This is a genomic window from Kitasatospora sp. NPDC048545, assembly GCF_040651155.1.
Lineage (GTDB): Bacteria > Actinomycetota > Actinomycetes > Streptomycetales > Streptomycetaceae > Kitasatospora.
Genome location: NZ_JBEZIQ010000009.1, coordinates 91642 through 106550, shown reverse-complemented (window position 1 = coordinate 106550; position 14909 = coordinate 91642). Strand labels below are relative to the sequence as shown.

The following is a 14909-nucleotide window of genomic DNA, read 5'->3' as shown; positions in this document are numbered from 1 at the left end:
TGGCAAGGGGTCGATGGTCCCGGGTCCGTTCGGGGCGATCGACCCTTCTCGCGTTCGGCGGCCGCGCAGTTGACTGGGCATGACATGGACAACAGCAGCAGCACGCACCTCGCCACCGGCACCGCCACCGCCGAGTACGACCGGCTGATCGCCCGCCACCACGCGATGCGCCTACGACGCCGACTCCTCGCCCCGTCCTCCTCCTCGGGCGGCGACCCCGGGTACGGCGCCGACGGCGACGACCACGGGTACGGCGGCTACGACGGCGCAGTCGACCAGCACCTGATCCGGCGCGACCTCGACCGGATCGCCCCGCTCTCCGAGCTGATCGACCACCTCTACGCGGTCATGTTCCGCCACCGCCCGTACCTGCGCCCGCTCTTCCCCGCCTCGATGGAGTTCCAGCAGGCCCATCTGGAACGGATCTTCCGCCACCTCGTCGACCACCTCCACCACCCCGCCGAACTGGGCCGGATGCTCCGCCAACTCGGCCGTGACCACCGGAAGCTGGGCGTCCGACCGGTCCACTACGAGGCCTTCGAGGAGGCCCTGTGCGAGGCCATCCGGTACCGGGCCGGCGAGCACTGGACCGAGGAACTGGAAGCCGCCTGGGTGCGGATGATCCGCTTCGCCGTCGGCGCGATGGTCGCCGGCGCCGACTCCGCGCTCACCGAACCCCCGTACTGGCACGCGGTGGTGACCGGCCACGAGCGCCGTCGCCCCGACCTCGCGGTGCTGCGGGTGCGCACCGGCGAACCGTACCCGTACCGGGCCGGACAGTACGGCACCGTCGAGCACCCGGCGCTGCCGCACACCTGGCGGCAGTACTCGATGGGCTGCGCCCCGCGCGCCGACAACGAGCTGGAGTTCCACGTCCGCCGCACCGGCCCCGACGGGGTCAGCGCCGCCCTGGTCGAACACACCGCGGTCGGCGACCGGCTGCGCCTCGGCCCGCCGCGCGGCGGCCTGCTGCCCGACGGCGACGCCCGCGACCTGCTGCTGGTCGCGGGCGGCACCGGGCTCGCCCCGATGAAGGCGATCGTCGAACAGCAGGCCGCCCACCGCCCGCCCGGCCGCCGGGTCCACCTCTTCGTCGGTGCCCGGGACCGCGGCGACCTCTACGACTGGCGGGCACTTGCCGAACTCGACCTGCACAAGCCGTGGTTGACCCTCACGCCGGTCACCGCCGGCCGCCTCGCCGACGCCGTTGCGGCGGCCGGGGACTGGCGCGGCCACCTGGCCTGCGTCAGCGGCCCGGTCGGCATGGTCGCCTCCGTCCGCGGCCGGCTCGTCTCCGCCGGACTCCCGCTCGGGCAGGTCCGGTACGACCAGGGGCTGCAGCGGTAGCCCGAATCGGCCTGCGGGGAGGGATTCAGCGGAAGCAGTAGGAGTCCGAGGAGGCGTCACCGCCCGCGAGGTGGGTCTGGTGCACGCGCAGTCCCCGGAAGTCCGCGCCGTGCGGGAAGAAGCGCTCGTCGATGCTCAGCCCGCCCGCCTCCGGGTCGGCGTCCAGCTTGACGATCCAGGGCTCGATGCCGTCCGGGTAGACCTGGTCGTCCCAGGAGCCGTAGAGGGAGTTGGTCAGGTACAGCCGCCGGCCGTCCCGGCTGATCTCCACCATCTGTGGCGCCCCGCTCAGCGGCCGGCCCGGCTCGGCCGGGTGCGGGGTGCGGGCGACGACCCCGCCGAGGCGCACCGACGAGGCCAGGCGGGGGTGGAACGGGTCCGAGACGTCGTACTGGAACAACTCGCCCGTCCCCCACGCCGACACGTACAGCCAGCGGTCGTCCACCGACAGGTTGATGTCGGTGACCAGCGGCGGCACCGCACCGAACGGCTGCAGCGCCGGCGGCAGGTCCTCGGCCTTGGCCGGCTCGGCGGGGATCTCGATCACCTTGCGCGCGGTGAACGCGGGACCGTCCCGGTACCAGAGCCAGACCGAGGAGGACAGGTCCTCGACGTTCGCCACCACCCCGGCGAACCCCCACTCCGCCTGCGGGTCGTGCGCCGGGCGCAGCTCCAGCACCATCTGGTACTGGTCGCCGAGGTCGATCCGCTGCACGTGCCGCCCGGAGTCCAGCTCCCAGAAGTGCAGCGCGTGCCCGTACTTGCGGCCCAGCAGCAGCTCCGGTACCACCCCGTCCTCGACCATCCACGGGGTGCCCCACTCGCTGGTGACGCCCACGTTGGTGCCGAGGTGCCACCAGACGTCGTACGCGAAGTTCTGCGGTCCGCGCTCGGTCTCCCAGGCGCGCAGCACGTCGAAGGTGGTGTGGTCGAGGATCGCCACCCCGCCCGGCCCGTCGGCCCCCGCACCGGCCCCCAGGCAGGAGAGGAAGACGCCGTCCGGGCCGCAGTGCAGGGTGTGCGGGCGCGAGTAGCCGGCCTTGGCGGCGAGCTCGGCGGCCTCGACGGTCTTCACCAGGCGCGGGCGCACCGGGTCCGGTCGGGTGTCCATCACGTGCAACCGGGAGGAGCGCAGGCCCGGGAGCAGCAGGAAGCGCCGTTCCGGGTTCTCGTGGCAGGCGTGTGCCAGGGCGCTGGAGCAGGCGTTCCAGCCGAAGTGGTGCAACTCGTCGCCGAGGGTCGGGAGTTCGGCGAAGTTCAGGACCGTCCCGTAGCTCGCCGAGGCCGGGTCGGTGTCGACGGTGAGCAGCGCGTCCGGCTGCCGGCCTGACCGGTCGAACCCGGCCACGTACGCGAGCTTCTCCGGCGGCGCGGCCATCGCCTCGGACGCCGACCGGTAGAGCGACGGATCACGGTGCTCCTGCTGCATGCAAACTCCCCAACTCGCCTTGTCCGTGCGGGAAGCGTTCCACATCGCCACCGGCGCACAGCAGGCGTACGAGGAGGGGCGGGGAGGCGCGGAGCGTACCCCGCGCCGGTGCACGACGGCGTGCGCGGCAGGGCCCTCCACGGCCCGCTCCGGTCGAGCGGCCGGGCCCGACCGGCCGACGGGCCGGTCGACGCGACCCGGGCGCGACCCGGCCACCGCCGAGCGCCGCGCACCTACCGGCCGGTATCGTCATGGCCGGAACAGGTGGTCACCTGCCGGACCGGCAGGCGGAGCAGAGGATCGGTGCGGCGGCGATGGAGTTTCGGGAAGACATCCTGGGTGCCCCCTACGAGGCGGCGGAGCTGGACCTCCGCCCCGACGCCGAGGGCGAGGTGTGCGCGACCCTCGTGCGGCGGATGGTCCCCGGGGCGGAGCGGGCCGTCCTCTACATCCACGGGTACAACGACTACTTCTTCCAGACCAACCTGGCCGAGCACTACGCCGCGCTCGGCTTCTCGTTCTACGCGCTCGACCTGCGCAAGTACGGCCGCTCGCTGCGCCCGCACCAGTCGCCGAACTTCGTGCAGAGCCTCGCCGAGTACGACGAGGAGATCGACGAGGCGGTGCGGATCATCCGCGAGGCGGACGGGCACCGGCAGCTGCTGCTGAACGGGCACTCCACCGGCGGGCTGGTGGCCGCGCTGTGGGCGGGGCGGCGCGCCGGGCGCGGCCTGGTGGACGGGCTGTTCCTCAACTCGCCGTTCCTGTCGATGCCGACCTCGCAGGCCGTCCGGACCCTGGGTGGGCCGGCCGTGACGGCGATCGGGCGGCTGGCACCGACCCGGGTGCTGCCGTCGACGCTGAACCCGCACTACACGCACAGCCTGCACAAGGACCACCGGGGCGAGTGGGACTTCGACCTGACCCTGAAGCCCGCCGAGGGCTTCCCGCTGTTCGCGGGCTGGCTGTCGGCGATCCACCAGGGGCACCGGCGGCTTCGGCACGGGCTCGGGATCGACGTGCCGGTGCTGCTGATGGCGTCCACCAGGTCCATCGCCACCACCACGTGGCACAACGCCCTGCACCACGCGGACGCGGTGCTGCGCGCCGACGACATCGCCGCGCAGGGGCCGAGGCTCGGCCGGCACGTCACGATCGTGCGGATCGAGGGCGGCATGCACGACCTGGTGCTGTCCGGGGAGAAGGCCCGCACCCAGGTCTTCGCCGAGTTGGACCACTGGTTGGAGGCCTACCTGGACGTGCGGCCGGTCGGGGACCGCGCGTGACCTCCGAGCACGACGAGCCGGTGCCGGTCGGTCGGCGGACCGACCTCGGCTTCGCCAAACTCATGCCGGACATCGACCGGGACGGCGCCTGGCTGCTCACCCTGGACGGGACCCCGCAGTCGTACGTCGACCTGGCCGACCCGACGCACCTGGAGTTCGAGTACACCCGGCGCCTCGGCCACCTCGCCGACGCGCTCGCCCCGGCCGGCCGCCCGCTGGACGTGCTGCACCTGGGCGGCGGCGCGCTCACCCTGCCCCGCTACCTGGCCGCGACCCGGCCCGGCTCGCGGCAGCGGGTGGTGGAGGTGGACGGGCCGCTGCTGGAACTGGTGGAGGAGCACCTGCCCTGGCGTGGCACGCCCGGCGCGGACGTCTCGGCGACCGTCGGCGACGCCCGGGCCGCCCTCGCCGACGTCCCGGCGGGCTCGCAGGACCTGGTGGTCGCCGACGTCTTCCACGGCTCGCGCACCCCGGCGCACCTGACCTCGGTGGAGTTCGTCCGCCTCGCCGCGGCCGCGCTGCGCGAGGGCGGCTGCTACGCGGCCAACCTGGCGGACGGCCCGCCGCTGGCGTTCGCCCGGGCGCAGGCGGCGACGGTGCGGGCGGTGTTCCCGTATGTCTGCCTGGTGGCGGAGGCGTCGGTGCTGCGCGGACGGCGATACGGCAACGTGCTGCTGGCCGGTTCGTCGGCGCCGCTGCCGGAGGCGGAGCTGGCCCGGCTGTTCGCGGGCGACGTCTTCCCGGCCCGGCTGGTGGCGGGCGACGACCTGGCGGCCCTGGCCGGCCGCACCGCGCCGGTCACGGACGCGGACGCCACCGACTCCCCGCCCCCGCCGGACGGCGCGTTCAGCGTCGGCTGACCGGGCCCGCGGGCCCGCGCGTCGGGCCGGGCACGTCCGTCCGGCGGGTGTCAGAATCGGCGGGTTCACGACCGAGCGCGCTGCGCGCGCGGGCACGTCGAAGGAGCGAGTGATGACTGGCGGCGCGGAGCGACCCGGGGCGGCGAAGCGGCCCGAGCTGGCGGCGGTGCCGGAGACGGCGCTGTGGACGCTGTGGCACCGGGCGGTGGAGGCGCGGCGGCCGGACACCGTGCTGGCGGACCCGAAGGCGGTCGAGCTGGTGGACCGGATCGACTACCCGTTCGCGCAGCGGTTCGGCGAGAACGCGCTGCTCGGCCAGCTCCAGGCGCTGCGCGCGGCCTGCTTCGACCGTGAGGTGGCGGACTTCCTCGTCCGGGAGCCGCGCGGCACCGTGGTCTGCCTGGGGGAGGGCCTGGAGACCCAGTACTGGCGGGTCGACAACGGGCGGGCCCGCTGGCTGAGCGTGGACCTGCCCGAGGTGGTGGCGTTGCGCGGGGAGCTGTTGCCGCCCGGCCCGCGCCAGCGCTACCTGGCCGCGGACGCCACCGAACTGGGGTGGGCCGAGGAGGTGGACCGCGACCGTGCGGTACTGGTCAGCGCACAGGGCTTGTTGATGTACCTTCCGCCGGCCCGGGCGAGAGCCCTGATCGCAGGCTGCGCGGAGCGGTTCCCGGGTGGCTCGCTGGTGCTGGACGCCGTGCCGCGCTGGTTCGGCCGACTGACCCGGAACGGGAGGATGGGTGCCCACGGTTACCAGGCGCCGCCGATGCCGTGGGCGATGGACGCGGGTGAGCGGGATAAGCTCCGCAGCGCCGGTCCGGCGGTGGCGGCGGTGCGGGATGTCCGGCCGACCGGCGGACGCGGGCTCGTCGGTGCCCTGCTGCCGATCGCGCTGACCGTCCCGCCACTGGCCACCCGCCGTCCCTCCGTCACCGTCCTGGACTTCGCGGAGCGGCCCGCGCGGCCGTAGCCGGACGGCGGGCCGCCGCGCCGGTCCAGGCGACGGCGGCCCGCAGCGCGCCGGTCAGAGCAGGGTGTAGACGTTGTCGCTCACCTGGTTGTGGCGGGGCGGGCGGGTGCCCTTGAACCAGGTGACCCAGGACTGCGGCAGGGCCGAGCGGTCCAGGACGAAGTCGTCCAGCACCAGGCAGTCGATGTCCGAGCGCAGGAAGCACAGCAGCGCGTCGACCGGGGTGTGCACGATCGGCTCGCCGCGCAGGTTGAACGAGGTGTTCAGCAGCAGCGGGCAGTCGGTCCGGTCGGCGAACGCCTTGATCAGCCGGTAGAAGCGGCCGTTCTGCTCCTCGGTGACGGTCTGCACCCGGGCCGAGTTGTCGACGTGGGTGATGGCCGGCAGGTGCAGCGGGGAGGCCACCTCGCAGGTCTCCAGCATGAACGGCGACTCGTGGTCGAGCTTGAAGTGCTCCTGGGCGTGCTCGGCCAGCACGGCGGGGGCGAACGGGCGGAAGGCCTCACGCATCTTGACCGAGGCGTTGATCCGGTCCCGGGTGTCGTCGCCGCGCGGGTCGGCGAGGATGGAGCGGCCGCCGAGGGCGCGCGGACCGAACTCCTCCCGGCCGTGGTACCAGCCGATCACCTTGCCGTCGGCCAGCCGGGACGAGACCGCGTCCAGCAGGCCGGTCTCGTCGCCCCGGAAGTCGAGGAAGGAGTGGCCGGCGTAAGCGCCGAGCAGCCCGGCGATCTCGTCCGAACCGGTGCCGGAGCCGAGCAGTGCCGAGCGCTGCCGACCGTGCGAGGGGCGCTCGCCGGTCAGCCGCTGGTGGGCCACGGCCGCGCAGCCGAGGCTGCCGCCCGCGTCGCCGGCGGCGGGCTGCACGAAGACGTGTTCGAACGGTCCCTCCTCGACGATGCGGCGCACCGCGACGACGTTGAGCGCCACGCCGCCGGCCATGCACAGGTTCCGGCTGCCGGACATGCGGTGCGCCTTGTCGGCCATCCGCAGCAGGGTCTCCTCGGTGACCAGCTGGATGGAGCGGGCCAGGTCGTAGTGGACGGCCTCGATCTCCGACTCCGGGACCCGCGGCGGCACCCCGAGCAGTTCCTTGAAGCGCTCGCCCAGCATGCCCTCGGGGTCGGCGAAGTCGAAGTACTCCAGGGCGAGTCGGAAGGTGCCGTCCTCGTCGAGGTGGATCAGGTGCTCGATCTGCTCCTTGAACCTCGGCTCGCCGTAGGGGGCGAGGCCCATCACCTTGTACTCGCCCTCGTTCACCTCGAAGCCGAGGTAGCCGGTGACGGCGCTGTAGAGCAGGCCCAGCGAGTGCGGGAAGCCGACCTGCTCGCGCAGCTCCAGCTCGGCGCCGCGGCCGACGCCCCAGGTGGTGGTGGCCCACTCGCCGACCGCGTCCACGGTGAGGACGGCGCTGTCCTCGAAGCCGGAGAAGTAGTAGGCGCTGGCCGCGTGCGAGAGGTGGTGGTCGACGATCTCGATCGGGCCGTTCCAGCCCAGCAGGTCGCGGATCTCCCGGCGGGGGCGGTCGGCGTCCAGCCGGTAGCGGGCCATCGGACCGTTGTCCGGGAAGGCCGGCAGGCCGGCCCAGAGCTGGCGGTGCAGCTTCTTGGCGGGGTCCTCGTAGTAGGCGACGCAGTCGACGTCGGTGATCTTGAGGCCGGCCTGACGCAGGCAGTCGTGGACGGCCTTGCGGGGCAGCTCCGGGTCCTGCTTGCGCCTGGTGTAGCGCTCCTCGTGGGAGGCGGCCACCAGCTCGCCGCCGACCAGCAGGGCGGCGGCCGAGTCGTGGAAGTGCGCCGAGATGCCCAGGATCACCGGCCCGTCGGCGGCGGCGGTGTGGGTGGTCTGGCCGGTCATCGCTGGTCTCCTTGACCTCGGGAGGGGTTCGGCATGGTGTCGTGCGTCGTCCGGGAGCAGGAGGTCATCGGACCTCCAGGAACGGCGCGTCGGACGGGAAGAGCGGCTTCAGGTCGGTGAGCCAGGTCGCCTGCGGGTCGTACTCGGCGAAGAACGGCCGGCCGACGATCCGCGGGTCGCGGGCCTGCAGGTAGCGCAGCGCGAGCGCGCGCTGCCCGGCGACCTCGGTGACGCCGTCGACCACCACCTTGCCCCGGGTGGCGGACATCGACGGCCCGCGGACCGTCCGGGCCAGCCCGGACACGCCGGACACCGCGTCCCGGTAGATTTCCCAGGCCCGCACCAGCGGCACCTCGAAGTAGTTCCGCGGGCCGGTGTCGCGCTCCACGAACAGGTAGTACGGGACGGCGTCGAGCGCGAGCTGACGCGTCCACATCTCCCGCCAGAGCGCGGCGTCGTCGTTGATGGTGCGGATCAGCGGCGCCTGGGTGCGGACCACCGCCCCGGCGGCGCGCACCCGCTGGACGGCCTGGCGGACCGCCTCGGGGTACAGCTCGCGGGGGTGGGTGACGTGGGCCATCAGGGCGAGGTGCTTGCCGGCGGCGCGGATCTCCTCGAACAGCCGCATCAGGTCGTCGGCGTCCTGGTCCGTGGTGAAGCGGTACGGCCAGTAGGTGAGCGCCTTGGTGCCGATCCGGATGGTGGTGATGTGCGCCAACTCCGGCTCCAGGAAGAGCTCCAGCGCCCGGCGTAGCGGCCCGGTACCCATGATCATCGGATCGCCGCCGGTCACCAGGATGTCGGAGATCTCGGTGTGCTCGCGCAGGTAGCCGCGCAGCGCCGACGTCTCGTCGGAGGCCGCCGCGATCTTCAGCTCCGGGTCGCCGACGAACTGGGCCCAGCGGAAGCAGTAGGTGCAGTAGGCGTGGCAGGTCTGGCCCTGACGCGGGAAGTAGAGCAGCGTCTCCCGGTACTTGTGCTGGACACCGGACAGCGGCGTGCCCTGCCAGTGGGCGACGTTGAGGTCCGTCTGCCCGGCCGGGTGGGCGTTCATGCCCGCCCGGATCTGCCGCGCGGTGCGGTTGAGTTCGGCCGGGCCGGCGCCCCGGCGCAGCAGGTCGGTGACGGTCTTGAGCTCGTCGGCGGCCAGCATGTCCGGCTGGGGGAAGACCAGCCGGAAGATCGGGTCGTCCTCGGCGGCGTCCCAGTCGATCAGCTCGTCGATCACGAACCGGTTGGTCTTGAACGGCAGGATCGCCGCCACCGCCCGGGTCTGCAGCCGGGTCTCGGCGTCCGCCCCGCAGCGGTCGAGCAGGGTGTCCAGGTCGCGCGCCGTGTAGGCGCGGAACCGCGTTGCGCTGGTGTCGGTCACGATCGCTCCTCGTCCGGGCGGCCGCTGCTCGCCGCGATCACGCGGGCGATCCGCTCGGCGGCGGTGCGGGCCGCGGGGCCGCGCAGCAGGGTGAAGTGGTCGACGTCCGGCACCGTGGCGGTGTCGACGTCGGTGCCGAGTGCCTCGGCCCAGCCGAGGGTCGGGGTGCCGTCCTCGGGGCGCTCCTGGGCCCCGGCCAGCACCAGGGTGAACCGGGCGTCGCGCAGCCGGGCGCGGCGCAGCCTGTAGGCCACCAGGGCGGTGGCGTTGGCGTCGAACACCTGGTAGCGGCGCTGCAGCGAGCGGGTCTCCTCGTCCTCCGCCGGGGCGCCGCGCAGCAGCCCGGTGTCGGGCCGCTCGCCGGTCATCCGCTCCAGGTCATGGGCGAAGGACTCGGCCCGGTCGGTGCCCGGGTCGGCGAAGCGGGCGAAGGCTCCGGAGCCGGGCGCGTAGCTGTCCAGCAGGGTCACCGAGGCGGTCCGGACGCCCTCGAAGGAGAGCTGCCGGGCCATCTCGTAGGCGACCACTCCGCCCATCGACCAGGCCGCGAGGTGGTACGGGCCCTCCGGCTGCACCTTGCGGACCTCGGGGAGGTAGGCGGCGGCCAGTTCCTGGACGGTGCGCAGGGGGGTGCCGGACTCCAGGCCGGGCGAGCGCACGCCGATCACGGTGACATCGGCCGGCAGCGCCTCGGCGAGCTCGCGGTAGCAGAGCACGTCGCCGCCGATCGGGTGCACCAGGAACAGCACCGGCCCGCCGGCCGTGCCCGGGCGCAGCGGGAGCAGCAGTTCGCTGCCCTGTTCGGCGCCGTCCCCGGCCAGTTCGCGCACCGCCTCGGCGAGGTGCTCGATCCGCGGCCCCTCCAGCAGGCGGCGCAGCGAGAGCGAGACGCCGGTGCGCTTGCGCAGCCGGGTGAGCAGGATGGTGGCGAGCAGCGAGTGGCCGCCGACCGCGAAGAAGTCGTCGGTGACCCCGAAGTCCTGGTGTCCGAGCAGGTCGGCCCAGATCTGCCGGAGCGTCTGCTCGGTCTCGTTGCGCGGCTCGACGCGCTCCACGGTGCGCCGGGGAGCCGCGCCGTGCAGCGAGGAGCGGTCGAGCTTGCCGTTCGGCAGCAGGGCGAACCGGTCGACGAACAGGAAGAGGCCGGGCACCAGGGCCAGCGGCAGCCGCTCGCGGGCGTAGCCGCGCAGCGTCTCGGCGGTCAGGGTGGCGCCGGGTTCCTTGACCACGTAGGCGACGAGCGTGCCGTCGCCCTCCTTGTCGGCGTCCACGTGCACCTGCCGCACCTCGGGGTGGCCGGCCAGTTCGGCCGCCACCTCGCCGGGGTGCACCCGGATGCCGCGGACCTTGAGCAGGTCGTCGCGGCGGCCCTCGATGTGGATCTCGCCGTCGGCGCCGACCACGGCGAGGTCACCGGTGCGGTAGAGGAGGTCGTCCGGGTCGGTGGAGCGCGGGTTGGCGCGGAACGCCGGGTCCGGGCCGGTGCCGCCCAGGTAGCCGAGGGTGCGGTAGGGCGTGCGCAGGACGATCTCCCCGCGCTCGCCGGGGCCGCACGGGCGGTCGGCGCTGCCGAGCACGACGGCCTGGCCGCCCGGAAGCGCCCGGCCGACCGGCACCGGGCCGAGGTCCTGGTCGGCGGCCACCCGGTGGAAGGTCTTGATCATCGTGGTCTCGGTGGGACCGTAGAAGTTGACGATCTCGGTGCCCGGGCCGAGCAGCCGCTCGCGCAGCCGGGCGACCAGTCGGCCGCCCAGCGGCTCGCCGGACAGGCAGAGCAGCCGCAGGTGCGGCAGCCGCGCGGTGGCCGGGTCGGCCTCGCGCAGCCAGGCGGCCACCACGCTGGGCGTGGTGTGCACGATGGTGACCCGCTCCCGGGCCAGCCACTCCACGGTGCGCGCGGTGTCGTCCAGGTCGGCGGCGGACGGCAGGCAGAGCGTCGCGCCGCGGGTGAGCGGGACGAAGACGTCGCGCAGCACGGCGTCGAAGGAGAGCGTGGTCAGCTGGGCCACCCGGTCGCCGGGGTGGACGCCGAACTCGGTGGTCTCCCAGTCGATGAAGTGGTCCAGTCCGCGTCGCCGGCCGAGTACGGCCTTGGCCTCGCCGGTGGTGCCGGAGGTGAAGAAGACGTACGCCGGGTCGTCGGGCCGCACCGGGGCGGGCGCGGCAGCGACGTCGGGGCCCGCGAGCAGGTCGTCGAAGGCGAGCCGGCGCACCTCGACGCCGGTCAGGGCGCCGGTGGCGGTGCTGGGCTCGGTGAGCAGCACGCGGCGGACCTCGGCCCGGGCGGCCATGGTCTCCAGCCGGGGGCCGGGCAGCCCCTCGTCCATCGGCACCGGGACGGCGCCGGCGCCGAGCGCGCCCACCAGGGCGGCCACGGTGGCGGGGGACTTCCCGCCGAGCAGGCCGACCCGCTCCCCGGGCTCCAGGTGCCGGGCCGCTCTCCTTGCCGCACCGGCAAGTTGACGGTACGTCACCTCACCTTCCGGCCAGCGCACGGCGACCGCCTCCGGGGTGGCGGCGGCCTGCCGCTGGACCAGTTCGGCGACCGGCGTCAGCTCCGCCGGAGGGAGCTCGGTGTCGAACGGGTGGGCGTCGCCGTGGGCGAGGCTGAGCGGCCGGTCCGGCTGCTCGGCGGCGAAGGCCAGCAGCCGGGTGAGCCGGTCGGCGAGCGCCGACACGTACTCGGGCTGGACGGTGTCGGCGTCGTACTCCAGGTCGAGCACCGTCCCGGTCGGCTCCGGGCGTACCACCACGGTGAGGTCGAACTTGGCGGTGGGCGCGGCGCCGGTGCCGTCCGCCGTCTCGGCGACCGCGTCCACCGGGCGCAACACGGCTGCCTCGCGCGGGAGTTCCTCGCGCGGCGGCATCCGCAGCAGCACCGAGAAGAGCGGGTCGCGGTCCCCGCCGCGGGCGGCGGTGACGGCGTCGACCACCTGGGCGTAGGAGACGTCCCGGTGCCCGGCGGCCTCGACCAGGACGGCACGCACCCGGCTCAGCGCCTCTCCGAAGCCGGGGTCGCCGGACAGGTCGAAGGCGTAGGCGTGGGTGCGGACGAAGAAGCCGACGACCTCGTCGAACTCCTCGCGGTCGCGGCCCGCGCTGTCGCTGCCGATGACGACCCGGTCCTGGGCCGCCGCGCGGGACAGCGCGTAGGCCAGCACGGTCATCATCGCCATGTACTCGGTGGCGTCGGACTTCGCGCAGAACTCGGCGAGCGGGGCGGCCACTTCAGGGGCCAGTGACAGCCGGGTCACCCGGGCCTGGTGGGGCCGCTCACCGGGGACGGGCCGGCCGAGCGGCAGCTCGGGGCGGCGGACGTCGGCGAGCAGGTCGCGCCAGTGGGCGAGGTCGGCCTCGGCCTGCGGCCCGGCGGTCCGGCCGGCCCGCCAGGCCGCCCAGTCGCCGAACTGCAGCCGGGGCTCGGCGGAGTCCGGCCCGGCGTGCCGGTCGGTGCCGGCCAGCAGCCCGTCGATCTGCTCGCAGACGATCCGCCAGGAGACCGCGTCGCAGCACAGGTGGTGGACGGTCAGGCCGACCAGCAGCTCCCGCTCGGCCACCCGCACGGTGCGCACCCGCACCGGGGGACCGGCGACCAGGTCGAACGGGACGGCGGCGGCCGCCGTCAGCGCGGCCAGGCCCGCCGCGCGGTCGGCCCCCGCGGGCAGCGGGGCGAAGTCCACCCCGGCCGGCCCGGCCAGCTGCACCGGACGCCCGTCGACCTCGCGGAAGCGCAGCCGCAGCGCCTGGTGGCGGCGGCAGACGGTGAGCACGGCCGCCCGGACCGCCTCCTCGTCCACTCCGGCCGGCAGGGTGAAGACCCCCGCCATGTTGTACGCGGAGCTGCTCGGGTCGAGCTGCTGGAGGTACCACAGGCCCTCCTGCTCGGGGGAGAGCGGCTGCTGGGCGTCGGCCGCGGCGGGCAGCGGCAGGGGCTGCTCGGCGACGGCGCCCCCGGCCCGCAGCGCCTCGTCGACCGCGGCCGCGAGGGCGGCGACGGTGGCGGCGCGGAACAGCGTGGTCAGGCTCAGCTCGACCGCGAAGGCACGCCGGATCCGGGCCACCACCCGGGCCATCAGCAGCGAGTGGCCGCCCAGGTGGAAGAAGTTCGCGTGCCGGGCGGCGACCGGCCGCCCCAGCACCTCGGACCAGATCGCGGCGACCTTCCGCTCGGTGCCGGTCCACTCACCCTCGTCCGGTTCCGCCTCGGCGGACGGCGCCGGCTCCCCGGGCTCGGGCAGCGCGGCCCGGTCGAGCTTGCCGTGGCCGGTCAGCGGCAGCCGCTCCAGCAGCACCACGTGGGCGGGGACCATCGCGTTGGAGCCGTGCGCGGCCACGTGGACGCGCACCAGCTCGGCGTCCGGGCGGGCGCCGAGCGCGGGCACCAGGTAGGCGGCCAGAGCGGGGCCGTCCGCACCCGGGCGGACCACCACGGCGGCGTCCTTGACCTCGGGCAGCCGCCGGATCACCGCCGCGACCTCGGCCGGCTGGACCCGGACGCCGAGGATCTTCACCTGGTCGTCCGCCCGGCCCTGGATCTCCACGTTGCCGTGCGGGTCGATCCGGCCCAGGTCACCGGTGCGCTGCACCAGGTCGGTCGGGTCCCCCGGGTTGAGCGGGTTCACCTCGAACAGCGGCCTCGCGTCGGGCCCGGGCCGCCACAGACCGCGGGTGAGGAAGCGGCTGCGGATCAGCACCTGGCCGGGCTCGCCGATGCCGCAGCGGCGCCCGCGCCGGTTGACCACCAGCAGCTCGGCGCCGTCGGTGGCGGTGCCGACCGGGAGGATGCCGGCCGGCACCTCGCCCTGCGGGACGGGGTACCAGGCCTTGAGGATGGTGGCCTCGGTGGTGCCGTACAGGTTGACGAAGCGCAGCCCGGGGGCCTCGGTGGAGGCGCGCCAGCGGTTGACCAGGCTGCCCGGCAGCGGCTCGCCGGAGAGGCAGACGAGCCGCAGCGACGGGAAGCCGCTGCCGGCGGGCAGCTCGGAGAGCAGCGCGGCGAGCACGCTGGGGACGGTCTGCAGGACGGTCACGGCCTCCGCGCGCAGCCAGTCGAGCACCCGGGCCACGTCCACGAACGGGCGGTCGGTGGGCGGCAGGCAGACGGTGGCGCCGCCGATCAGCGTCGGGAAGAGGTCCTTGAAGAGCGCGTCGAAGGTCAGCGCGGCCATCTGGGCGACCCGGTCGCCGGCGGTGACGGCCAGCGCCTGCTGCTCCCAGGCGCAGAACTGGGTGAGGGCGCCGTGCCAGCCGAGCACGCCGCGCGGGGTGCCGGTGGTGCCGGAGGTGAAGCAGAGGTAGGCGGGCGCCTCGACGTCCGGCTCGGGCAGCTCGATCCGGCCGTCCGTCAGTTCGGCGGCTCGGAGCACGGTGTGCTCCGCGAGCTCGGCGGGCGGCGCCTCGCCGGTGGTGTCCAGGACCAGCCGGGGCCGGGCGGCCGCCAGCACGTCCCGGACCCGGCCGGGCGGCTGGGTGACGTCGATCATGGTGAGGATCGCGCCCGCCCGCAGGACACCCAGCAGGGACACGACCGTCTCCACCGACCGGCCGCCGCGCACCGCCACCACGTCGCCGGCGCCGACTCCGGCCGCGAGGAGGCCACGGGCGGTGGCGTGGTAGCGCTCGACCAGCTCCCGGTAGCTGCACGCCTGGTCGCCGCGCACCACGGCGACGGCGTCCGGGCAGCGGGAGGCGGTGGTCTCGATCAGCGCGGGGACGGTGTGTTCGGGCGATTGCCGTGCGGCTGTGGGGGTGGGGCCGCGGTGATCGCTGGCGTGGGTCATCTCAGTGT

The 14909-nt window shown here is 74.5% G+C and carries 8 protein-coding genes; 4 read left to right on the top strand and 4 right to left on the bottom strand.

The genetic code is table 11. From position 1 onward, the window contains the following. Positions 1-84 precede the first annotated feature (84 nt). On the top strand, positions 85-1347 hold the full coding sequence (locus AB0D10_RS11490; protein WP_360254383.1) for a globin domain-containing protein: 1263 nt from the start codon (positions 85-87) through the stop codon (positions 1345-1347). Between the two features lie 25 nt (positions 1348-1372). Here the strand turns inward: AB0D10_RS11490 and AB0D10_RS11485 are convergent, their stop codons facing one another. Beyond that, positions 1373-2776 carry a selenium-binding protein SBP56-related protein gene (locus AB0D10_RS11485; RefSeq protein ID WP_360254381.1) on the bottom strand — a complete coding sequence of 468 codons (1404 nt, stop codon included), beginning with the start codon at positions 2774-2776 and terminating at the stop codon, positions 1373-1375. Positions 2777-3090: 314 nt separating this feature from the next. Between AB0D10_RS11485 and AB0D10_RS11480 the strand changes: the two genes are divergently transcribed. The 3 genes from AB0D10_RS11480 to AB0D10_RS11470 all read left to right on the top strand — a co-directional run bounded on the left by AB0D10_RS11480 (position 3091) and on the right by AB0D10_RS11470 (position 5892). Next, positions 3091-4062 (top strand): alpha/beta hydrolase, encoded by a 972-nt coding sequence (locus tag AB0D10_RS11480; RefSeq protein WP_360254379.1) that lies wholly within the window; start codon positions 3091-3093, stop codon positions 4060-4062. Positions 4063-4124: 62 nt separating this feature from the next. Continuing rightward, positions 4125-4922 (top strand): fused MFS/spermidine synthase, encoded by a 798-nt coding sequence (locus AB0D10_RS11475; protein WP_360254551.1) that lies wholly within the window; start codon positions 4125-4127, stop codon positions 4920-4922. A 112-nt stretch (positions 4923-5034) separates the two neighbouring features. Further along, positions 5035-5892: a class I SAM-dependent methyltransferase gene (locus AB0D10_RS11470; RefSeq protein ID WP_360254377.1), complete on the top strand. Its 858-nt coding sequence runs from the start codon at positions 5035-5037 to the stop codon at positions 5890-5892. Positions 5893-5946: 54 nt separating this feature from the next. Here the strand turns inward: AB0D10_RS11470 and AB0D10_RS11465 are convergent, their stop codons facing one another. From AB0D10_RS11465 to AB0D10_RS11455, 3 genes are all read right to left on the bottom strand, one after another. Continuing rightward, a complete protein-coding gene (locus tag AB0D10_RS11465) occupies positions 5947-7749 on the bottom strand; it encodes a carbamoyltransferase N-terminal domain-containing protein (RefSeq protein ID WP_360254375.1) in 1803 nt (600 codons plus the stop codon). A gap of 64 nt (positions 7750-7813) precedes the next feature. Then, positions 7814-9121 (bottom strand): lysine 2,3-aminomutase, encoded by a 1308-nt coding sequence (locus AB0D10_RS11460; protein ID WP_360254373.1) that lies wholly within the window; start codon positions 9119-9121, stop codon positions 7814-7816. Then, positions 9118-14901: an AMP-binding protein gene (locus AB0D10_RS11455; RefSeq protein WP_360254371.1), complete on the bottom strand. Its 5784-nt coding sequence runs from the start codon at positions 14899-14901 to the stop codon at positions 9118-9120. The genes AB0D10_RS11460 and AB0D10_RS11455 overlap by 4 nt, the downstream gene beginning before the upstream one ends. Positions 14902-14909 lie beyond the last annotated feature (8 nt).

What these genes read in the sequence shown, in the direction of transcription:
- AB0D10_RS11485 (WP_360254381.1), bottom strand. Translation starts at nt 2,776, where the DNA reads ATGCAGCAGGAGCACCGTGATCCGTCGCTCTACCGGTCGGCGTCCGAG.
- AB0D10_RS11470 (WP_360254377.1), top strand. Translation starts at nt 5,035, where the DNA reads ATGACTGGCGGCGCGGAGCGACCCGGGGCGGCGAAGCGGCCCGAGCTG.
- AB0D10_RS11455 (WP_360254371.1), bottom strand. Translation starts at nt 14,901, where the DNA reads ATGACCCACGCCAGCGATCACCGCGGCCCCACCCCCACAGCCGCACGG.
- AB0D10_RS11480 (WP_360254379.1), top strand. Translation starts at nt 3,091, where the DNA reads ATGGAGTTTCGGGAAGACATCCTGGGTGCCCCCTACGAGGCGGCGGAG.
- AB0D10_RS11465 (WP_360254375.1), bottom strand. Translation starts at nt 7,749, where the DNA reads ATGACCGGCCAGACCACCCACACCGCCGCCGCCGACGGGCCGGTGATC.
- AB0D10_RS11475 (WP_360254551.1), top strand. Translation starts at nt 4,125, where the DNA reads ATGCCGGACATCGACCGGGACGGCGCCTGGCTGCTCACCCTGGACGGG.
- AB0D10_RS11490 (WP_360254383.1), top strand. Translation starts at nt 85, where the DNA reads ATGGACAACAGCAGCAGCACGCACCTCGCCACCGGCACCGCCACCGCC.